20 protein-coding genes are annotated in these 21,429 nt (G+C 65.7%); 12 read left to right on the top strand and 8 right to left on the bottom strand.

Going from position 1 to position 21,429, the window contains the following annotated elements; translation table 11 throughout:
* Window positions 1-19 precede the first annotated feature (19 nt).
* The 6 genes from RLN94_RS09720 to RLN94_RS09695 form a co-directional block, all read right to left on the bottom strand.
* Entirely contained in the window at window positions 20-1,279 is a 1,260-nt protein-coding gene (locus RLN94_RS09720; RefSeq protein ID WP_350132482.1) for a TRAP transporter large permease, read from the bottom strand.
* Window positions 1,276-1,812, bottom strand: coding sequence for a TRAP transporter small permease (locus tag RLN94_RS09715; RefSeq protein WP_350132479.1), 537 nt, complete (start codon window positions 1,810-1,812; stop codon window positions 1,276-1,278). The genes RLN94_RS09720 and RLN94_RS09715 overlap by 4 nt, the downstream gene beginning before the upstream one ends.
* Window positions 1,813-1,872: 60 nt before the next feature.
* A complete protein-coding gene (locus tag RLN94_RS09710; RefSeq protein WP_350132476.1) occupies window positions 1,873-2,853 on the bottom strand; it encodes a TRAP transporter substrate-binding protein in 981 nt (326 codons plus the stop codon).
* A gap of 31 nt (window positions 2,854-2,884) precedes the next feature.
* The gene (locus RLN94_RS09705) at window positions 2,885-3,448 is read right to left on the bottom strand and encodes a 3-hydroxyanthranilate 3,4-dioxygenase (RefSeq protein WP_350132473.1); all 564 of its coding nucleotides are present in this window, start codon (window positions 3,446-3,448) and stop codon (window positions 2,885-2,887) included.
* 127 nt (window positions 3,449-3,575) lie between these two features.
* Window positions 3,576-4,466, bottom strand: a complete 891-nt coding sequence (locus RLN94_RS09700; protein WP_350132470.1) for an EamA family transporter — start codon at window positions 4,464-4,466, stop codon at window positions 3,576-3,578.
* Window positions 4,467-4,476: 10 nt separating this feature from the next.
* The gene (locus RLN94_RS09695) at window positions 4,477-5,430 is read right to left on the bottom strand and encodes a dihydrodipicolinate synthase family protein (protein WP_350132467.1); all 954 of its coding nucleotides are present in this window, start codon (window positions 5,428-5,430) and stop codon (window positions 4,477-4,479) included.
* Window positions 5,431-5,610: 180 nt separating this feature from the next.
* Here RLN94_RS09695 and RLN94_RS09690 point away from each other — a divergent pair, with 180 nt between their 5' ends.
* The 12 genes from RLN94_RS09690 (at window position 5,611) to RLN94_RS09635 (ending at window position 19,535) form a co-directional block, all read left to right on the top strand.
* Window positions 5,611-6,390 (top strand): aspartate dehydrogenase, encoded by a 780-nt coding sequence (locus RLN94_RS09690; RefSeq protein ID WP_350132464.1) that lies wholly within the window; start codon window positions 5,611-5,613, stop codon window positions 6,388-6,390.
* A gap of 9 nt (window positions 6,391-6,399) precedes the next feature.
* Window positions 6,400-7,365, top strand: coding sequence for a LysR substrate-binding domain-containing protein (locus RLN94_RS09685; RefSeq protein ID WP_350132461.1), 966 nt, complete (start codon window positions 6,400-6,402; stop codon window positions 7,363-7,365).
* A 107-nt stretch (window positions 7,366-7,472) separates the two neighbouring features.
* Window positions 7,473-8,909: an NAD-dependent succinate-semialdehyde dehydrogenase gene (locus tag RLN94_RS09680; protein ID WP_350132458.1), complete on the top strand. Its 1,437-nt coding sequence runs from the start codon at window positions 7,473-7,475 to the stop codon at window positions 8,907-8,909.
* Window positions 8,910-9,027: 118 nt separating this feature from the next.
* Complete coding sequence (locus RLN94_RS09675) at window positions 9,028-10,233, top strand: acyl-CoA dehydrogenase family protein (protein ID WP_350132455.1); 1,206 nt, start codon at window positions 9,028-9,030, stop codon at window positions 10,231-10,233.
* Between the two features lie 356 nt (window positions 10,234-10,589).
* Window positions 10,590-11,084 carry a TRAP transporter small permease subunit gene (locus RLN94_RS09670; protein ID WP_350132452.1) on the top strand — a complete coding sequence of 165 codons (495 nt, stop codon included), beginning with the start codon at window positions 10,590-10,592 and terminating at the stop codon, window positions 11,082-11,084.
* Complete coding sequence (locus tag RLN94_RS09665) at window positions 11,081-12,406, top strand: TRAP transporter large permease (RefSeq protein WP_350132449.1); 1,326 nt, start codon at window positions 11,081-11,083, stop codon at window positions 12,404-12,406. Before RLN94_RS09670 ends, RLN94_RS09665 begins: the two co-directional genes overlap by 4 nt.
* 25 nt (window positions 12,407-12,431) lie before the next feature.
* The gene (gene dctP / locus RLN94_RS09660) at window positions 12,432-13,517 is read left to right on the top strand and encodes a TRAP transporter substrate-binding protein DctP (protein WP_350132446.1); all 1,086 of its coding nucleotides are present in this window, start codon (window positions 12,432-12,434) and stop codon (window positions 13,515-13,517) included.
* Window positions 13,518-13,789: 272 nt separating this feature from the next.
* Window positions 13,790-14,560 (top strand): precorrin-6A synthase (deacetylating), encoded by a 771-nt coding sequence (cobF, locus tag RLN94_RS09655; protein WP_350132443.1) that lies wholly within the window; start codon window positions 13,790-13,792, stop codon window positions 14,558-14,560.
* A gap of 106 nt (window positions 14,561-14,666) precedes the next feature.
* On the top strand, window positions 14,667-15,662 hold the full coding sequence (gene dctP / locus RLN94_RS09650) for a TRAP transporter substrate-binding protein DctP (RefSeq protein WP_350132440.1): 996 nt from the start codon (window positions 14,667-14,669) through the stop codon (window positions 15,660-15,662).
* On the top strand, window positions 15,646-16,158 hold the full coding sequence (locus RLN94_RS09645; RefSeq protein ID WP_350132437.1) for a TRAP transporter small permease: 513 nt from the start codon (window positions 15,646-15,648) through the stop codon (window positions 16,156-16,158). Before dctP (RLN94_RS09650) ends, RLN94_RS09645 begins: the two co-directional genes overlap by 17 nt.
* Before the next feature lie 17 nt (window positions 16,159-16,175).
* A complete protein-coding gene (locus RLN94_RS09640; protein ID WP_350132434.1) occupies window positions 16,176-17,459 on the top strand; it encodes a TRAP transporter large permease in 1,284 nt (427 codons plus the stop codon).
* Between the two features lie 132 nt (window positions 17,460-17,591).
* Window positions 17,592-19,535, top strand: a complete 1,944-nt coding sequence (locus tag RLN94_RS09635; protein WP_350132431.1) for a TonB-dependent receptor domain-containing protein — start codon at window positions 17,592-17,594, stop codon at window positions 19,533-19,535.
* A gap of 71 nt (window positions 19,536-19,606) precedes the next feature.
* On the opposite strand, the gene RLN94_RS09630 is transcribed toward RLN94_RS09635, so the two are convergent.
* The gene (locus tag RLN94_RS09630) at window positions 19,607-20,890 is read right to left on the bottom strand and encodes a TRAP transporter large permease (RefSeq protein ID WP_350132428.1); all 1,284 of its coding nucleotides are present in this window, start codon (window positions 20,888-20,890) and stop codon (window positions 19,607-19,609) included.
* The gene (locus tag RLN94_RS09625) at window positions 20,883-21,407 is read right to left on the bottom strand and encodes a TRAP transporter small permease (protein WP_350132425.1); all 525 of its coding nucleotides are present in this window, start codon (window positions 21,405-21,407) and stop codon (window positions 20,883-20,885) included. The genes RLN94_RS09630 and RLN94_RS09625 overlap by 8 nt, the downstream gene beginning before the upstream one ends.
* Window positions 21,408-21,429 lie beyond the last annotated feature (22 nt).

Below are 21,429 nucleotides of genomic sequence, written 5' to 3'. Positions count from 1 at the left end.
CCATGACCCTGCGACGGTCCTACTCCAGCCAGGTGGTGAACCACGGGAACCGGCTCAGCACCACGAGGATGATCGCCACCGCCAGCAGGAACGGCCAGAGCGATTTCAGGATGCGCCCCGGCGTCACCCCGCTCATCGACGACGCGATATACAGCCCCACGCCCACCGGCGGCGTCAGCAGCCCCAGCACGAGGTTGAGGCACATCACCACCCCGAACTGGTAGGGGCTGATGTCGTAATCGTTCATCGCGATCGGCAACAGGATCGGCGAGATCAGGATCACCGCCGCGATCCCGTCGATCAGCATGCCCACGAACAGCAGGATGACATTGACGATCAGCAGGAAGACGAACGGGTCGCTGGTGACCGAGGTGATCAGCGCGGCCAGCTTCTGCGGCAACGCCTCGTAGATGATCACCCAGCCGAAGACGTTCGCGGCCGCGATCATGAAGATGATCATCGAGGCGTTCACTGCCGTCCGCCGGAACATGGTGAAAAGCGTGGCGGGCTTCAGCTCGCCATAGATCAGCCAGCCGATCACGAAGGCGATGAGCGAGGCGATGGCGGCGCTTTCCGTCGGCGTCGCGATCCCCAGAAGGATGCCGCCGATGATCGCCACCGGGATCAGCGCCGCCGGCAGCGAGTAGAGCAGCGCCGACGCCGCCTCGCGCCGGGTGAACCAGTTGCCCTTCGGAAACTCCGCCACCATCCCGATCGCACAGATCACCGCGGCGAACGCCCCCGACAGCAGCAGCCCCGGCAGGATCCCGGCCAGGAACATGTCGCCGATCGGCACCTGCGCCAGCACCCCGAAGATCACGAACATCATCGACGGCGGGATGACCGGCGCCAGCAGCCCGCCGGCGGCCGTGGTCGCGGCGGCAAAGCCCGTGTCGTAGCCTTCCTTCTCCATCTCCGGCGTCATTGCCCGCGCCATCACCGCGATCTGCGCCGTGGCCGAGCCGATGATCGCGGCCATGAACATGTTGGCCAGCAGGTTGATATAGGCCAGCCCGCCCCGGAACCCGCCCACGAAGACCCGCGCCGCATTGATCAGCCGCCGGGTCATGCCGCCTTCGTTCATCATCTCTCCGGTCAGCATGAACAGCGGAATGGCCAGCAGCCCGTAATTCTCCAGCCCCGAGAACATCTTCTGCGCAAAGCTGTCATACAGCACCACGTTGTCGCTTTCCCAGATGTACCAGATCGCGGTCAGCGCCAGTACCAGCGCGACGGGCACGCCGATCAGCAGCTTGAACAGGAAGACAACCGGCGTCATGGCCTGGCCCCCGGCTTGCGTCCCTGGCCCAGGACGTTCGCCGTGCCGTGCAGCGTGGCGCCAAGCGCAAAGGCCCACATCACCATCCAGACCCAGTACTTGGGCACGCCCAGCGTGGTCGTCGGCTCGTCATAGATGAAATTGAACGTCGCTCCCTGGAACGCCCCGGTGTCGAAGCCGAACCGCGCCAGCTCCAGCGGCGAATACCAGCGCCAGCAGAACCAGACCATGAACAGCGCGAAGACCAGCACGAGCAGGTCGACGATCTTCGCCGCGATCTTCGCAAGGGCAGGGGGCAGCGGGTCGGTCAGCGCGGTCACCACGACCGTCTGCCCGTTATGCAGGGCCGCCGAGGCACCGAGAAAGGTCATCCACGCCATCGCGTAGATGGCCAGCTCGTCCACCCAGTACAGCGCGGCCCCCATGCTGCGGGTGAATACGTTGAGCAGGATGAGCAAGGTGACCGAGACAGCCAGCGCCGCGGCCAGCGTCAGTTCGATCCGCGCCCAAGCCGCCGATATGCGCCCGATCATGCCCGACCTCCGGTAGATTGCCGGGGGCGTCTTTGCCGCGCCCCCGGTCACATGGCAAGGTTAGTCTTCCGCGGTCTCTGCCGACACGTCGCGAAGATCGCCCAGAACCGAGGATTTCTCGGACCAGATGGCGTTCCACTCCTCGACCGCATCGCCAAAGAAATCCTCGTCGACCTCGACATAGGTCTTGCCGGTCTCGCGCACCTGGTCAAGCCAGCCCTGCTCCATCTCCACGTAGGAATCTATCGTGCTGTCGACGTGCTTGGCCATCAGCTCGCTGATCATCGCGCGGTCCTCTTCCGACAGGCCCGACCAGACCTTGGCCGAAACCAGCCCCACCATCGGGAACATCATGTGGTCGGACTGCACGATCGTGTCCGCATGCTCATAGTATTTCAGCTTCCAGATCAGCTCGACATCCATGTCGATCGCGTCGACCTGGCCGTTGGCCAGCGCGTCATAGACGTCGGGCAGGGGCATCGGCGTGGGCGCCGCGCCAAGCGCGTTGTAGAAGTCGAGGATCGGGTCGAACGGCGTGATCCGCAGCTTCTTGCCCGACAGGTCCTCGGCCGACTCCACCGCGCCCCGGCTGACGATCTGCCGCAGGCCGGCCATGCCATAGCCGGTGCCCACCACGCCGGTCTTCGCCGGCAGTTGCTCGAGCATGCCCTTGGCGGTGTCGCTGCGCAGGATCCGCCCGGCATGGGCCACGTCATCGGCCAGGAAAGGCGCGTAGAGCGCGCCGAAATCCGGCGCCCGGTTCGACACCTCGGCCACCGTCATGAAGGCCATGTCCAGCGCGCCGGTCTGAAGCTGTTGCAGCATCTCGGCCTCGTTGCCAAGCTGCCGCGCGGGGAAGACGGTGACGCTGTGCTCGCCATCGCTGGCCTCGGCCAGCTCGGCGCCGAACGCCTCTGCCGCCTTGGTCCACACATGCGGCGGCGGCGTGATCAGGCCAAGGCGGAATTCCTCGGCAAGGCCCGGTGCAGTGGACGCCAGCGCGATTGCGGCGCCGGCGAATGCGTTGATCATGATTTTCATTGGTCAGCTCCCTGTTTCGTTTCTGAAGTGTTCAAAGGTTGACCCAGCCCTCGGGCGGCTTGCCCTTGCCGGGGTGAAGCGTGCCGCATTGCGGGCAGGTGCGGGCCTCGGTGCTGTTGTGGAACCGCTCGTAGATCTTCGGCAGGGCCGAGACGATGCCCTCGGCCCCGTCCAGCGCCACCTCCTCGCGATGCACCAGCGCCTCGCAGTTGAAGCAGAACCACTCGAAGCCCTCCTTCATGCCCGGCTGCCGCGGCGCCTCGACCACGATCCCGATCGAGCCTTCCTGCGGCCGCTGCGGCGCGTGGCGCACATGCGGCGGCAGCAGGAACACCTCGCCCTCGCGCACCGGCACGTCATAGATCTTCCCGCCATCGGCGATCTTCAGCATCATGTCGCCCTTCTGCTGAAAGAACCATTCCTCGACCGGATCGTCATGGAAATCGACGCGGGTGTTGGGCCCGCCGACGACCATCACGATCATGTCGCCTTCCTTGTGCAGAAGCTGGTTGCCCACGGGCGGGCGCAGCTTGTCGGCGTTCTCCTCCGTCCACTTCTTGAAGTTGAAAGGCTTCAATGTCGGATGTTGGCTCATCGGTATCTCCCGCAGAATCCGCAGTTCATCGCTGCACGGTGGGTCTCGAAAAAGCGTAGGAGAAAACGATCCAAACAAATATTTATTTCTGGGAAAGTAGGTATCCGTATTCTTGATATCCAAGCTCTCACAGAAACAGCAGGGCGGTCCCCGCCATCGCCATGGCCGAGGCAACGATTAATCGCGTGATTGCAACGGGCTCGCTGCGGGTGATCAGCCAGACGAACAGCGCCGAGAACAGCACTTCCAGCGTGCCCAGAACCGCCACCGAAAGGATCGTCGTGTATTTCAGTGCATGGAACTGCAGCACTTGCCCCGCGGTCAGCGCCAGCGCCGCCTGAAGATGCCGGCTGCCGCGATCTGCGGTCAGGAAACGCCAGCCGCGCCGCATCCCCCGGCCCGCAACCGCCCGCGCAAATATCCACCCGGCCCCGACCAACGCGCCGATGCACGTGCCAAGCGCCGCGTCCGGTATGGCTTCCAGCCCCAGGCCCCGGAACGTGTAGGCCAGCGCGTAGGCCAGCGCCGACAGGACCCCCAGCGCCAGCCCGATCCGCGCCCCCGGCGCCGATGGCGCCGTGCCCGCCGGCACCCGCATGTAGATCACCACGCCCCCCAGCACGACCGCCCCGCCGACAATCGTCGGCAGGTCGGGCACCTCTCCAAGGATGACAAAGGCGCAAGGCAGCGCGAAAAGCGGCGTCAGCCGCCGCAAAAGCCCGGCCCTCACCGCCCCGATCAGGCCCGTCGCCCGGTACATGGATTGCCGCCCGAAGACATTCGCCATCACCCCGGCCAGCGCGAAGATCGCCAGTGCCCAAAGGCCCCCCGGCGCCGCCATATCGGCCAGCGCCACGCTCCCCCAGCCCAGCCAGAGAAGCCCGGACACACCCGCCGTCATCACGACCGACAGGAACGCCCCGTTATCGCCCTGCGCCGCGGCCTTCCCCCGCACGATCAGAACACCGGCCAGCCCGTAGGCCAGCGCCGCGCCAAGGGCCAGCGCCTCTCCGGTCACCGGCGAAGGCTCAAAGCTGCAGGCCGCAATCCTCGAACGCGGCGCTGGTGGCGGCCTTCTCGGCCTCCGTCAGTTCCAGCATCGGATGGCGCACCCGCCCGCCGACCTGTCCCAGAAGCTCCTGCCAGTACTTGCCATGCGCCGTCGGCTTGCCGCCCGGCTTGGTCTCGGCAATCGCCCGGCGCACCGGGTCGAGGCTGTCGCGCACCCGCCGCGCCTCGGCGAACCTGCCCTCAAAGGCAAGCTGCGTATACTCGTGCATCCGCCGGTCATTCTTCGTCTGCAACTGGTAGGGCGGCGACGAACACAGGTAGAGCTGCCAGCCCAGCTCCTCGATATTGTCGAGCCAGTCGGCCTCGGCCGAGGTCGACACCAGGATCTTGTCGCCCACCAGCTTGGTCAGCCGCGCATACATCTCGCGCGGGACCGAGTACTTGATCGCCATGATGTTGGGCAGTTCGGCAATCCGCGCACAGGTCTCGGGCTCCATCAGGTAGCCGCTGTCGGGGTGGCTCCACATCGCGATCCCGATATCCAGCCGGTCGCACAGGTACTTGTAATAATTATACAAAACCTCGTCCCGCTCGTGGCAGAAGCTCAGCATCGGCGCATGAACCACCACGTAGTCGGCGCCGCACGTCTGTGCATGGCGGCCAAGCTCCAGCACCGTGTCGACATTCTGGTCCGAGATCGACATGATCGTCCCGGCCTTGTCGCCGCATTCCTCGACGGCGACGGTCATGTTCCGCTTCCGCTCCTCGATCGACATCGACCAGAACTCGCCCTGCTTGCCGGCGATGAACAACCCCTGGATCTCCAGGTCGTCGATCCAGTGCCGGATGTTGCGGCGCAGCCCGGCCTCGTCCAGCGCGAGGCTCTCGTCGAACGGGTTGAGCGCCGCCGCCCAGATGCCGCGCATCGTCTCCCGCGCATAAGACTTGGCTTCGTTCTTGGCGTATTTCATCGGCCTGCCTCCGTTGTCCGAACCGGGCACAGCCGGCGCCGCGACGGCACCGGTCCCTGACGGCACTAAGGCGAAGCACACCAATAAAACCAATCACATTGACAGAAACTGGATATCCAATAATTTGATACCAAAGCCCGAATGATTTCCGATAGACGGGGGTCGCAACAGGAGTCCCTCATGAAAACCGGCATTATCGGAGAAGGCGCCATCGGGCGCTACGTCGCAGACGCGCTCACCTCCCGCGGCCTCGGGCCGCATGTCATCCTCACCCGCTCCGGGCCCACCGGCACCGCGCCCGGCGGCATCACGCGCGTCAGGTCGCCCGAAGCCCTGCCCGACGATCTGTCCCTGATGATCGACTGCGCCGGCCACGCCGCCCTGGCCCAGCACGGGCCCGCCATCCTGTCGCGCGGCATCGACCTGATCACGGTCTCGCTCGGCGCGCTGGCCGACCCGGCCCTCGAAACCGCCCTCACCGAGGCGGCAGAACAGGGCAGGGCGCAGCTTCACCTCGCCAGCGGCGCCATCGGCGCGCTCGACGCCCTGTGCGCGGCCAAGGTCGGCGGCCTCTCCGAGGTCACCTATACCGGCCGCAAACCCCCGCGCGGCTGGAAGGGCTCCCCCGCCGAGAACACGCTCGACCTCGACACGCTCGACACCGCCGCCACCCATTTCGAGGGCACCGCCCGCGACGCCGCCACCACCTACCCGAAGAACGCCAATGTCGCCGCCGCCGTCGCATTGGCCGGCGCCGGCTTCGACGCCACGCAGGTCCGGCTGATCGCCGACCCCGCCGTCACCGCCAACATCCACGAGATCCACGCCGCCGGCGCCTTCGGCCAGTTCCACTTCCGCATCGAGGGCCACGCCCTGCCGGACAACCCTCGCAGCTCCGCCCTCGCCGCGATGAGCGCCGTCGCCGCCATCGAACGCCACATCGCCCCCGTCACCACCTGAGGCCCCGCCATGGCCACCCGCCATACCCGCATCGTCGAACGCGCGCTCACCCGGCTCAAGCTGCGCCAGCTGCGCCTCCTGATCGCCGTCGGCCAGCACGGCAGCATCCAGAACGCCGCCCACGACCTCAGCATTTCCCAGCCCGCCGCCACCAAGATGATCCAGGACCTCGAATACGATTTCGAGGTCAAGCTCTTCGACCGCACCAATCGCGGCGTCGTGCCCACGGTCTTCGGCGAAGCCCTCATCCGCCACGGCAAGCTCATCTTCGGCCAGGTCTCCAACGCCGCGCAGGAGCTCGACGACCTCAACGAGGGCAACAGCGGCCGCGTCGTCGTCGGCACGCTGCTGGCGGCCTCGCCCTCTCTGCTGCCGCTGGCGGTCGAACGCCTTCTCCGCGACCGCCCGAAAGTGGCCATCAAGATCGTCGAGGGCACCAACGAGATCCTCATGCCGGCGCTTCTGTCGGGCGAGATCGACATGGTCGTCGGCCGCCTGCCTAGCCACCGCCACCGCGAGAACATCACCCAGGAAAAGTTCTTCGACGAACGCGTCCTCGCCGTCACCGGCACCCAGCACGCCCTGGCCGGGCAGTCCAACGTCACCTTCGAACAGCTCAAGCCCTATGGCTGGATCCTGCCCCCGGTCGAAACCACCCTGCGCCGCCAGACCGACCAGTTCTTCATCCGGCAAGGGCAATACGTGCCCCCGACAGCCATCGAATCCGTCTCCTACCTCGCCAACCGCGCGATGCTGCGCACCCATGACTTCATCGGCATCATGCCCGCCCACGTGGTCGCCCTCGACATCCGCAACGGGCTGCTGGCCAAGATCGACTGGGTCGCCCCCTTCGGCGCCGGGCCGGTGGGCGTCTCCTATCGCGGCAAGCAAAGCCTCTCCCCGGCCGGAAGCGCCTTTCTCGACGCGCTCCACGCCGCCGCCGTCGAGGTCGCGGCCTCCAGCCCGGCGGTCTGATATCCATCTTTCCGATACCGGTATTTGTTCAATTCGATTGTAGTGATGGCCGCCGCGCGGGAAACTTCCCACGGACCGTTATCAAGGATCACAGCGACGAGGCCGGAATGAGCACTTATCCCGAACTGAAACTCTTCATCGGCGGCAAGTGGCGCGACACGCCGGATCACCTCCCCGTCGTGAACCCCGCCACCGAGGAAGAGATCGGCCGCCTCCCCCATGCCCGCGTCACCGACCTCGAAGACGCGCTCGCCGCGGCGCGGGAGGGCTTCGAGATCTGGCGTAAGACCCCGCCGCGCACCCGCTCCGACATCATCCTCAAGGCCGCGGCCATCATGCGCGACCGGCAGGAGGAGATCGCCCAGTCCATCACCGCCGAACACGGCAAGCCCCTGAAACAGGCCCGGCTCGAGGTGATCCGCGGGGCCGAGTTCTTCGAATGGGACGCGGCCGAGGCGATGCGCGTCTACGGCCGGGTCATCCCCTCGGCCCCCGGCACCAAAATCGCCGTGCATCACCACCCCATCGGCGTCGTCGCCGCCTTCTCGCCCTGGAACTTCCCGATGAGCCAGCCCGCGCGCAAAATCGCGGGCGCCCTGGCCTCGGGCTGTGCCATCATCCTCAAGGCGGCCGAGGAGACCCCCGCCGGCGCCATCCACATCGTCCGCGCCTTCGAGGAGGCGGGCCTGCCACCAGGCGTGCTCAACCTCGTCTTCGGCACCCCCTCCGAAATCTCCGGATACCTCATCCCGCGGCCCTCGGTGCGGCTCGTCGCCCTGACCGGCTCCACCGCCGTCGGCCGGCAACTGACGGCGCTCGCGGCGCAATCCGACACGCCCGTGTTGATGGAACTGGGAGGCCATGCCCCGGTCATCGTCTGCGAAGACACCGACGTGAAGAAAGCCGCCCTCAGCGGCGCTGTCCGCAAGATGCGCAATGCCGGGCAGGTCTGCACCTCGCCCACCCGCTTCTTCGTGCATGAAAGCGTCTACGACGACTTCGCCGATACCTTCACCGAACGCGCCGCCGCGACCGTCGTCGGCAACGGCATCGACGACGGGGTCGAAATGGGCCCCACCGCCAACGATCGCCGGGTGCCCGTGCTCACCGACCTCGTCGAGGATGCCGTCGCCAAGGGCGCCGAGCTGCGCACCGGCGGCGCCCGCCGCGGCAACAAGGGCTACTTCTTCGAACCCACCGTGCTGGCCAACGTCCCCGACAGCGCGAAGATCATGCAGACGGAACCCTTCGGCCCGATCGCCGTGCTCAACCCGGTCTCGGACCTCGACGAGGCCATCGCCCGCGCCAACTCGGTGCCCTACGGGCTGGCGGGCTACGCCTTCACTAACCGCGCCGACTATATCGACCGGATGATCGACGGGGTCGAGGTGGGCAACTTCTCGGTCAACACGCTCGAGGCCTCCCTCCCCGAAACCCCCTTCGGCGGCGTGAAATCCAGCGGGTACGGCCGCGAGGGCGGCACCGAAGGGCTGGAAAGCTACCTGACCACCCGCAACGTCTGGTACTCGACCGAGATCGCCTGACCCCGGCCCCAGGCACAGGGGCCTGTTGCGTGTCTCCGGCACACGGGGTTACAAGGCCGGGCCGGCCCCGCCCCCGCGGCGGACGCCCCGCTTGCAGCCCTTGAAGGATAGACAGGTCATGGATTTCAGCATCCCCCCCGAGCTCGAAGAGACCCGCCGCCGCATCGCGGCCTTCGTCGAGGATCGGCTCCTCCCGCTCGAGGCGGACAGCGCCAGCTACGACGCGCACGAGAACATCAAGCTCGACCTGCTCGACCGCGAACGCGCCGCCGCGCGCGAGGCTGGGCTCTGGTGCCTCCAGATGCCGCGCGACCTTGGCGGCGGCGGGCTGAACAAGGCCGGGATGGCGGTCTGTTACGAGGAGATGAACCGCTCGATCTTCGGGCCCGTGGTGTTCAACTCCGCCGCCCCCGACGACGGCAACATGATGGTGCTGGGCGCTCTGGGCACCGAGGCGCAGCAGGACCGCTGGCTGCAACCCATCATGCGCGGCGAGGTGCGCTCCGCCTTCGCCATGACCGAACCGCATCCCGGCGGCGGCTCCGACCCCGGCATGATGCAGACCCGCGCCGAGAAGCGCGGCGACCGCTATGTCGTCAACGGCCACAAGTGGTTCATCACCGGCGCCGACGAGGCCGCGCATTTCATCCTGCTCGCCCGCACCTCCGACGACGACCGGCGCGGCCACACCGCCTTCCTCTTCCACCGCGACGATCCGGGCTGGCATATCGAACGCCGCATCCCGATCATGGGGCCGGAAGAGCACGGCGGCCATTGCGAGATCGTCTTCGACGGGCTCGAAATCCCCGCCGAGAACGTCATCCTCGAAGAGGGGCGCGGCATGAAGGTCACCCAGACCCGCCTCGCGCCCGCGCGGCTGACCCACTGCATGCGCTGGCTGGGTCTCGCCAAGCGCTGCATGGAAATCGCCACGGAATACGCCGAAGCGCGCGAAGGCTTCGGCCAGCGGCTGATCGAACGCGAAAGCGTGGCCCAGATGCTGGGCGACGTCGCCATGCGGATCGAGGTCGGCCGCCTTCTGGTCATGAAGGCCGCGCAGGAGATCGACCGCGGCGGCTTTGCCCGCAAGGAGATCTCCATGGCCAAGGTCCAGGTCGCCAACGTGCTGCACGACGCCGCCGACGTGGCGATCCAGATCAACGGCGCGCGGGGCTACTCCAAGGACACCGTCGTCGAATGGATCTACCGCTACGCCCGCCAGGCCCGCCTCGTTGACGGCGCCGACGAGGTGCACCGCATGATCCTCAGCCGCGAACTGCGCGACCAGGGCCGCGATTTCTGGCGCTGGGACGTGGCCGAGTAAGACGTTCGGCGACAGGGCGGGGCAGGGGCCTTGGCCCTCTGCCCGGCGTCGCCGTTGTGCCCCCGTACGCTACCGCGCGCCCCGTTAACCGGGCCCGCGCGTCGGTCAGATGCACCGACGTAATACCGACGTTACACCGACGTGATACCGACATCCCGATTTCCGGGATTTTGCCATATTAACCAACCCGTTGCGCGCCGATTCGCCAACGCCCCGCCGACCTTCGTATACATCCGCACACATACCCGCTTGCACTCGTTTTCAATTGCATCCAGACTCTCCCCTGCCGACTCTCGGCCGCCGCTCCCGAAACCCGCGGGGCGCCGGTCCGGAGGAAGAATTCGGGAGGAGTTCGCATGGTCATCCGGGCAATCGACGGGCTCAATGAAGTCGTGGGTCGCATCATCGCCGTCGTGTCGATCATCTTCGCCGCGATCATCATTTTCGATGTCGTCATGCGCTATGCCTTCAGCGAACCGACCCGCTGGGCCTTCGACGTCTCCAAGCAGCTCTTCGGGTTTTATTTTGTCCTTCTCGGGGGCTACGCCCTGCGCCACGGGGCCCATGTCAAGGTCGACATCCTGACCGAGAAGTTCGGCCCCGGCGCCCGCCGCATCGTCGACCTGCTGGGCTACGTGATCTTCTTCTTCCCCTTCGCCTGGGTGTTTCTCACCCGGTCGTGGGAATTCGCCGAGCGCTCCTGGGCGCAGGGCGAGGTGACCTACGGCGCCATCCAGATGCCGGTCTACCCGCTCAAGATGGCCATGTGCGTCGCCGCCGGCCTGCTCCTGCTCCAGGGGATCGCGGAAGTCCTCAAAATCCTGCTCGACCGCCAGGAGAGCCATTCATGACCCCCGAGCTTATTGCCGTCCTGATGTTCGGGCTGCTGATCTGCGGCCTGTTCATGGGTCATCCCCTGGCCTTCGTCCTCGGCGGCACCGCCGTCCTCACCGCCATCATCGCCGGCAAGCCCATGGTCCTGGGCATCGTCATCAACCGGATTTATGGTGACGTGCTGGACAATTACACCCTGATCGCGATCCCGCTCTTCGTGCTGATGGCGCGCTTTCTATCGGATTCCGGGGTGACCGACCGAATGTTCGAAACGCTGCGCCTTTTGCTCAGCCGCGTGCGCGGCGGGCTGGCGCTGGCGGTGGTGTTCATCTCGATCCTGCTGGCCGCGACCACCGGCATCATCGGCGCCTCGATCACCGTGATGGGGGTGATGGCGCTGCGCCCTATGCTGCAATACGGCTATTCCCAGTCGCTCACCACCGGGGTGATCGCCGCCTCCGGCTGCCTCGGCATCCTGATCCCGCCTTCGATCATGCTGATCCTGATGGCCAGCTATTCGCCGCTTTCGGTGGGCGAGCTGTTTGCCGGCTCGATGATCCCGGGCGTGCTGCTGGGCCTCAGCTACGCGCTCTATGTCTACGTGATCTCCGTCCTCCGGCCAGATCTGGCGCCGGCGGTGGAACCCGACGAAAAGACCAGCCGGGGCGAGCTGATGCGCATGCTCGTGATCGAGGCGCTGCCGCCGCTGCTGCTGATCTTCGGTATCCTCGGCTCCCTCCTCGCCGGCATCGCCACGGCCACCGAGGCCTCGGCCATCGGCGCGGCCCTGGCCCTGCTCATCGTGATCCTGCGCCGGAAATTTCGCCTCGGCACCTTCTACGGCGCGATGCTTGAAACCGCCCGCACCTCGGCGATGATCCTGTTCATCGTGGTCGGCGCCACGGCCTTCACCGGCGTCTTCAACATCACCGGCGGCCTGCGCGCCACGCAGGAACTGATCCGCGCGCTCGAGATGGAACCGTGGATGCTGGTGGCCGTGATGCTGGCCATCATCTTCATCCTCGGGGCCTTCCTCGACTGGACCGGCATCGTGCTGCTGTCCTTCCCGATCTTCCTGCCGATCGTGCAGGAAATGCCGGATGTCAGCCTGCTGTGGTTCGTCGTCCTGATGGCGGTCGTGCTGCAGACCTCGTTCCTTACGCCACCCTTCGGATACGCCCTGTTCTATCTCCGGGCCATCGCCCCGCGCGAGGTCCGGACCGGGGCGATCATCCGGGGCGTGCTGCCGTTCATCGTCCTCATCCTGATCATGTGCGTCCTGGTCGCCCTGTTCCCGTCGCTGGTCACATGGCTGCCCGACGCCCTCTATTCGAACTGACTTCAAACCAACAAAGGAGAGTATCATGACTGCCAAGGCACTCATTCTCGCCGCCTCCGCGGCGACCGTCATCGGCTCGCAGGCCGTGGCGCAGGAAAGCTGGACCATGACGACCACGTGGCCCTCGTCGCTGGAACTGATCGAGACCGACAAGCATTTCGTCGAGCTGGCCAACAAGCTGACGGCAGGCGAGCTGACCATCGAGTTCTTCGAGGGCGGCGCGCTGGTGCCGGCGGGCGAGGTCTTCGGTGCGGTGGAATCCGGCACCGTTCAGGCCGGCGCCGACTGGCCCGGCTACTGGGCCGGCCGCGATGCCGCCTTCTCGCCGCTCGCCACCACCCCGAGCCTGTTCAACGCGGTCGACTACGTGAACTGGATCCAGCAATGGGGCGGCGCCGAGCTCTACAACGAGGTCTACGGCAATTTCGGCATGGTCTACCTGCCCTACGGCGTGACCAACAACGAATCCGGCTTCCGCACCAACGAGCCGATCGTCAATCTCGAGGACCTGCAGGGCAAGCGCCTGCGTCTGTCCGGCCTGGAGCAGGGCAAGCTGCTCGAGCGCCTCGGCGGCAACCAGGTCTCCATGGCCGGCGGCGAGATCTACCAGGCGCTCGAGCGCGGCGTGATCGACGGGGCCGAGTTCTCGACCCCGAACGTCGACTGGTCGGGCGGCTTCCAGCAGGTCACCGATTACTGGGCGACGCCGGGCTGGCACCAGTCGGCCTCGGTCTTCGGCGTGATGATCAACAAGGCGTCCTGGGACGCGCTGAGCCCCGAGACGCAGGAGAAACTGCAGATCGCGGCCGACGCCACCCTGCTGTGGTCGCTGGCCTTCACCGAGAAGCGGGCCACGGAAGCCTACGCCAAGTTCGACGAGGCGGTCGAGATCAACCGCTACGACGACGAAACGCTTGAAGAGGTTCAGAAAATGGCCAACGAGGTGATCGTCGAGACCGCCTGCGAGAACCCGAATTCCGCGAAGGTCTACCTGAGCATGGTCGAGTACCTCGAAGACTACAAGCAATGGCGCGATGCCTCGGCCCCGTTCAACCTCGGCCGCACGCCGAACGGCCCGGATGTCGAAGCCCTGCGCGAATGCGCCGGCTGAGCGGGCCGTGACCCCGTTTTCGGAAACGCTTGCCTGATAAGGGCGTTCTCCATCACGATCCAAAGCAAGGCGCCGTTCCCCGGAACGGCGCCTTTACTGTTTTGCGACGTCAGCGCGGCAACAGGATCTGGCCGGTTCAGGGGGGCGTGCGCTACAGGGGCGATTGCAGGCGCCTCGTCAGGTGTGGTTTTGTTGCGCAAACCCGGTAAGGGTCGGGAAAAAACAGGCTCGGCGTAACGCGCCGTTAAGCAAGGTAAAGCGAAGGACAATAAATGAAGCGCACACTCACGGTGATCGGGATCGGGACCGGAAACCCGGAATACGTCACGGTTCAGGCGGTCAAGGCCCTGAACCGGGTCTCGGTGTTCTTCATTCCCAACAAGGGCGACGACAAGGCCGACCTGCATCACCTGCGCCGGGAAATCTGCGACCGCTACATCGAGGGAGACAATTACCGTCTCGTCGATTTCGACATCCCGGAACGCTCCAAGGCCGGGAAATACACCTCGGATGTGTCCGCCTGGCGCGCCGAGGTGCGTGCCATCTACGAACGCCTTCTGGCCGAGGAGATCGGCGAGGACGAGGTGGGCGGCTTCTTGGTCTGGGGCGATCCGTCGCTCTACGACGGCACGATGGGCATTCTCGACTCGATCAACGCGACGGGCCGGTTTGACCTCGACTACGACGTCATCCCCGGCATCAGCAGCGTCTCGGCCCTCGCGGCCCGCCACAAGGTCGCGCTGAACCGGATCGGTCAGCCGCTCACCATCACGACCGGGCGGCTCGTGTCGCAAGGCCTGCCGCCCGATGCGGGCAACGTGGTCGTCATGCTGGATTCCCGCGATGCCTTCCGGAATGTCGATGACGACCTCGGCATTCACTGGGGGGCCTATATCGGGACCGAAGACGAGATTCTCGTCGCCGGAAAGCTGGGCGACGTGCGCGAAGAGATCGAACGCGTGCGGTCCGCCGCACGGAAAGAGAAGGGTTGGGTCATGGACACTTACCTTCTGTCACCGGGTGCGGACGAGGACGCGTCCTGACGCGGTGATTGAAGCCGATTGACAGAACTGGACAACTGTGTCCACACTTTTGTGTCAACAACCGCTGCAACGCTCCGCAGCCCAACTTCCAACCAAAGGTATCTAGATGTTTATCAACAGAATCTTGTGCCTGAGCGCCTCGGTGATCATGCTCGCCATGTCTCCGGCTCTGGCCCAAACCGAACTGAAACTGGCCACTGATTCCGGGGCCAAGGGCTCCCCGTCGGGCGATGCGCTCGATCGTTGGGCCGCGCTGGTCGAAGAAGGCACCGGCGGCGAGGTTCAGGTCGACGTGTTCTACCAGAACGAGCTTGGCAGCCAGGCCGAGGTTTTCGACCTCTTCGTCGCCGGCGACATCGACATGATGATTAACTGGCCGATCACGGCCTATGACGAGCGTCTCGGCGTCCTGTTCACGCCCTACATGGTCACCAGCTGGGAAGAGGCCTTCGAAGCCTACAAGCCCGGCGGTTGGGTCAACAACATGCTGGTGGGCATCTACGACGACCTGGGCCTGAAGTTCTTCGGCCCCTGGCCGGAAGGGTTCAACGGCATCGCCTCGGCCGACAAATACGCCATGACCGAGGAAGAGGCCGCCGATCTCAAGATCCGCGTCCCCGCCATGTTCCCGATGGCCGAGTCGGTGCAGGCGCTGGGCTACCAGACCGCCACGATCGACTGGTCCGAGGTCTTCACCGCCATCCAGACCGGCGTGGTCGATGGCGACGGCGCGAACATCATCTACTGGGATTACGAGTATTTCCGCGACGTGCTGGATTACTACAACCAGACCAAGATGCAGTTCGTGACCGGCGTGATCGCGATGAACAACGACTCCTTCCAAAGCCTGTCGGAAGAGCACCAGAAGGTCGTTCAGGACGCGGCCCTGACGGTGATGGAAGAGGCCTTCGAACAGGCGCAGGAGCGCGATCAGTACTACATCGAGCAGGCCAAGGAGGCCGGGATGGAGTATATCGAGCCCTCCGACGAGGAACTGGCCGCCATGGCCAAGAAGGTCCGCGAAAAGGTCTGGCCCCTGATGGAGGAACGGATCGGCAGCGAGATCATGGACACGATCCGCGAAAATGCCGGCGAGCTCTGACCCGGCAACCCTCGCCGGTCGTATCGGCTCGGCCATCTCGATCACGCTCAGCGTGATCGGGGTGGCCTCCTCCGCCGCGGTGGTCGGGCTGATGTTCTTCCTCGTGGTCGCGCGCTACGTGCTCGGCCTGTCGGTGGTGGGCCTGCACGAGCTGATCATGCTGGCCGCCGTCACGCTCTACATGGTCGGCGCCATCATCGCCTCGCAACGGCACGAGCACCTGACCGTCGACTGGATCGCGGGCAACATCACCGACCCGCGCAGCAAGGCCGCCCATGACCTGCTGATCGCGCTGCTCACGGTGGTGATCACCTGCTTCTTCATGGTCTGGTCCTATTACATGTTCACATGGGGCATGAAGCGCCCGCAGCACACGCCGGCCTACCAGATCCCGCTCTGGATACCGCAGGCCGCGATCGGGGTCGCGGCGGTGGCCTGCTTTGCCTATGCCCTGCGCGACGCGATCGATGCCATCCTGCGCCTGAAACGCCGATAAACCACGGACGAGATTGAATGTATGCCTTGATCGCCTTGCCCCTGCTCATCGTCCTGATGGGGCTGGGGCTGCCCGTCGCCTGGTCTTTCGCCGGGGTCCTCGCCTACCTGACATGGGTCTATGACGCGAACCTCAACACCCTGATGCTTCAGGGGTTCCGGTCGCTCAACTCCGTCGTGCTCGTGGCCCTGCCGCTGTTCATCCTGACGGGCTACCTGATGCAATCGGGGGGCATCGCGCAACGCATCATCGCCTTCGTCAACCGCCTCGCGACGGGCCGCGGCGGGATGGGCACGGCCATGGTGCTGTCGTCCAGCATCTTCGGCGCCATCTCCGGCACGGCGACGGCCGCCATCGCGTCGATCGGGTCGATCATGACCGAGCCGCTGGTCGCCCGCGGCTATCCGCGCGGCCGCATCGCGGCGCTTCTGGGCATCTCGTCGCTCTTGGGCATCCTGATCCCGCCCTCGATCACCATGATCCTCTTCGCCGTCGTCACCCGCCAGTCGGTCGCGGCCTGTTTCGCGGCGACGATCGGGCCGGCGATCATCCTGATCATCGGCCTCATCCTCTACAACCGGTTCCTCGTCGGCCGCGCCTTCGACGAACTTCCCTCCGCCGAGGTCGACAGCCAGAGCTTCGGCCGCGTCACGCTCAACGCCCTGCCGGCCCTGTCGCTGCCCGTCATCATCCTCGGCGGCATCTATGGCGGCATCTTCACCCCGACCGAAGCCGCGGCCGTGGCCGCCGTGGCGGCGCTCGTCGTGGGCGGGCTGATCTACCGTGAATTCACCTGGAACAGCCTGGGCCGAAGCATCATCGGCGCGGCCGAGACGACCGGCTCGATCATCCTCATCCTGCTCTTCTCCTTCATGATCTCGCGCATCATGGCGTTCGAGCGCATCCCCCAGGACCTCACCGAAGCGATCCAGTCGGTCGTCACCAGCCCGATCGGCGCGCTGCTGGTGGTCAACCTCGTGCTGATCATCGCGGGGGCGCTGATGGATGACGTCTCCGTTACCGTCGTCATCGCGCCGCTCTTCCTGCCGCTGATGGTCGCCAACGGCGTCGACCCGGTGCATTTCGCCGCCATCGTCGCCTGTTCCGTGGTGATCGGGGCGAACAGCCCCCCGGTCGCGCCAACCCTCTTCCTGTCCTGCAAGATCTGCAGGGTGCCGATCCTTCAGGCGGTGATGCCGGCGCTGGGGCTGATGGGGTTCGTGGCCCTGCCGGTGCTGCTGCTGACGACATTCTGGCCGGATCTGTCGCTCGCGATCCCGCGTCTGCTCGACCTGATGTAAAAGGGTTCCGGTCAGCCGTCCGAACGCCCTCACGCGCTTGCAATTCCGGCAACCGTGTGCCACCCCCGTCGCGACAGGCAGCCAACTCACCAGCTACCCCCAATCCAAAAATCAACCTCCTGGGGGAAGTGTATGCGTAGAATAACGCCCAATGCCGCGTTTTTTGTACTGATCGGAACAGGCGGGGCCCTGGCCCAGGCGCCGGAACCCTTCGTGCTCGGCACGATCTATATCGGCTCCGATGCCACCTCCGAAATCGGCATCGACAACGAAGACCTGACGCGGACGACGCCGAAGGATCTGCAGGACGTCTTCAAGTCCGAACCCTCGGTCTCGGTCGGAAGCTCGCTGCCGATCTCGCAGAAGATCTACGTCAACGGCGTGGAAGAGAACAACCTCAACGTCACGATCGACGGCGCGCGCCAGAACAACCGCATCTTCCACCACAGCGCCACCACCTATATCGACCCCGAACTGCTCAAGGCCGTGCGGGTCGATCCCGGCGTCGCCCCGGCCGATGCGGGCCCCGGCGCCATGGCCGGCGCCATCGCCTTCGAGACGAAGGACGTCAACGACCTGCTGGAAGAGGGCCGCACCTTCGGCGGCCGCTTCATCACCGAGTACCAGAGCAACGGCAACGTCTTCACCAACAGCCTCGCCATCTTCGGCGTCACCGGCGGGTTCGAGTACCTCGCCTTCGGCAAATACGCCGATGGCGGCCTGCGCGAGGACGGCGACGGGATCGACATCACCGGCTCGGGCACGCAACTGACCAGCGGGCTGGCCAAGCTCGCCTATAACGGCGCCAACGGCAGCCGGCTCGAACTGAGCTACGAGAAGGTCCAAGACGATGCACAGCGCCCCCTGCGGGCCGATTTCGCCGGGCTCAGGGGCCTCTTCGCCACAAGGACCTACAAGCTCGAGCGGCAGAACCTCGTCCTGTCCTACGAGTTCGGCGACACCACCGACATGTGGAACCCCACGGTCCAGCTCGCCTACAACTCCACCGATCTCTACACCGGCCCCATGCCGGGCAGCACCGATGCCTATTCCGGCGAGACCACCAGCTTCACCGGCAAGTTCGTGAACGAGTTCACGGTCGCCAACGGCACCATCAAGGCCGGTGCCGATTTCTACAGCGACGTCGCCGACATCCACGGCGAGGGCACGGCCGTCTTCTACGCGCGGGAAAAGGCCAACAATTTCGGCGTGTTCGTTCAGGCCGAGCTTGACGTGACCGACCGCTTTCGCCTCTCCACCGGCGCCCGCTACGACTTTCAGGAGTTTACAGGCGTTGACGGCACGAGCTACGACAATGACGGGCTGTCCGCCAACATCTCCGGCGATTACGACATCTCCGACGCGGTCACGCTCAGCGCCGGCGCCTCGCATAACTGGGGCGGCATCGCGCTGGCCGAAAGCTTTCTCTTCGACCCGGCCTGGACCTACCCGGCCTCGATCTCGCCCGTCACGTCCGAGAACTACTATCTCGGCGCCAATGTCCGGCTGGGCAACTGGGACCTGAACGGGCGGCTCTTCAAAACCAACATCGACAACGCCCGCACGCTGCTCGACCCGGCAACCGGGCTGTTCGGCGCCTCCCCGGGCCTCGTCGCCGATCTCGACACCGAAGGCTTCGAGGTCAGCGCCGATTACAACTGGTCCACCGGCTTCGCGCGCATCGCCTATGCCAATATCGACAACAAGATCAACGGCGGCCCGGCCGACAGCTACACCGGCCGCTACCTGACCACGCCGCTCGGCGACAACCTCGTGCTCGAGGTGGCCAACACCTGGGATCCGCTGGGCCTGACCCTCGGCGCCGATGCGCAGATCGTCTTCGACGAGACCGCGGCGGGCGCCCCGGGCGGCAAGATCGGCGGGTTCGAGGTGCTCAACCTCTTCGCCGAATACACCCCGCGCCGGATGAAGAACCTGACCCTGCGCGCCGAGGTCGACAACGTCTTCGACGAGACCTACACCGAGCGCGCCACCTACGGCCAGGAGTTCGCGACCGTCACCCCCCTGAAGGAGCCGGGCCGCTCCTTCAACCTCCGGGCCTCGCTCCGGTTCTGAGCCTGATCGCCCGCCCCCGGCTCATGGCGGGGGCGGGTTCGCCATGGCCCCGCATCGCTGCCGCTTCGGCGTCAGAACCCGCTGATATCCGGCAGCCATGTCGAGATGAACGGCAACAGGGTGATCAGCGCCAACGACGCCGCCAGCGCCACGAAGAACGGCGGCATTTCCCGGATCAGGACCGAGGGTTTCAGCCGAACGGTCGAGGACACGACGAAGATCAGGCTGCCCACCGGCGGCGTGGTCAGCCCCAGCGTCAGGTTGACGATCACGATGATGGCGAAATGGTTCGGGTCGATCCCGAGCGCAAAGCTGATCGGCGCCAGGATCGGCACCAGGATCATCACCCCCGGCAGCGGGTCCATGAACAGCCCGAAAGCCAGCAGCAGCAGGTTCACCGCCAGCAGGAACACGATCGGCGCCAGGTCCCAGGCGATGATCGTCTCGGCCAGGAACTGCGGCACGCTCTCGATGATCAGCACCCACGCAAACGCCCGCGCCGCCCCCAGGATCAGCAGCACCGCCCCCGAGGTCAGCGCCGCGCGCAGCACGATCCCCGGCAGGTCGCGCAGCCGCAGCGAGCGGTAGACGAACATCCCCACCAGCAGCGCATAGAACACCGCGATGACCGACGCCTCGGTCGGGGTGAAGATGCCGAACCGGATCCCCCCCACGATCAGCACGATCAGCGTCAGCGCGGGCAGGGCATAAAAGGCGATCCGGCCGATCTCGGCCAGCGGCGGCATCGGCTCGCCCGAGGCATAGTTGCGCAGCTTGCTCATCCGGGCATTGGTCAGCAGGATCATCAGCGTGATCAGCAACCCCGGAAGCACGCCGGCCATGAACAGCGACCCGACCGAGACGTTCTGGTCCTGCATGGCGTAGATGATCATGGTGATCGAGGGCGGGATGATCGGGCCCACCACCGCGCTGGCAATGGTCAGGGCGCTGGCATAGGGCCGGTCATAGCCGCCCTTTTCCATCATCCGGATCATCATCGTGCCCGGCCCCGCGGCATCGGCCAGCGCGCTGCCGGAAATCCCCGCGAACATCGCCGAGCTGATCACGTTCGCATGGCCTAGGCCCCCGCGCATGTGCCCCACAAGCGATTGCGCCAGCCGCAGGATGGCCAGCGTCACGGCGCCCCCGGTCATGATCTCCGAGGCGAGGATGAAGAACGGCACCGCCAGAAGCGGAAAGCTGTCGAGCCCCGCGAACATCTCCTTCACCACCACCAGCGGGTGATAGCTCGAGGCCAGCGTGATCGCCGCGAAGGCCGCGATTGCCATGGCAAATGCTACGGGCAGGCCAAGGGCAAGCAGCAGGAACAGCGCGGGGAAGAGGATCTCAGCCATTGGCACCGCCCGTGACAACCTCGTCCGGCCCCGAGCCGTCGAGCGGCTTGTACTCACCGGCCGTGATGAACGGGCGGGCGATCAGCAGCAGATGCACGATCATCAGCGTGAAACCCACGGGCATCGCGGCGTAAATATAGAGAAACGGCAGCCGAAGCGCCGGCGTCATCTGGTACTGCATGCGCTGCGCGTATTGCCAGCCCACGTAGACCATGAACCCGAAAAAGCCCAGCAGGACCAGTACGATGACCGTCCTGAGAACCTTCTGCCCGGTCGAGGGAAGCGCGTCCTGCAGGTTGGTGATGGCGACGTGGCCCCCGATCCGAAGGATCAGCCCGGCGCCGATGAAGGTCAGCCAGATCATCAGGTAGCGCGCCACCTCGTCCGCCCAGGGCAGCGAATGCGAGGTCAGGTAGCGCAGCGCGATATTGGCCCCCACCACCAGCGCCATGCCCGACAGCATCAGGATCAGCGCCCAGCCGTTCAGCGTGACGAAGGCTCGCTCGATGCGTTTCAATGGCTACCCCCTGAAAATGTGC

The sequence above is a fragment of the Roseovarius sp. genome (assembly GCF_040223625.1).
In the GTDB taxonomy this organism is placed as follows: domain Bacteria; phylum Pseudomonadota; class Alphaproteobacteria; order Rhodobacterales; family Rhodobacteraceae; genus Roseovarius.
This window is presented reverse-complemented; position numbering and strand designations above follow the sequence as displayed.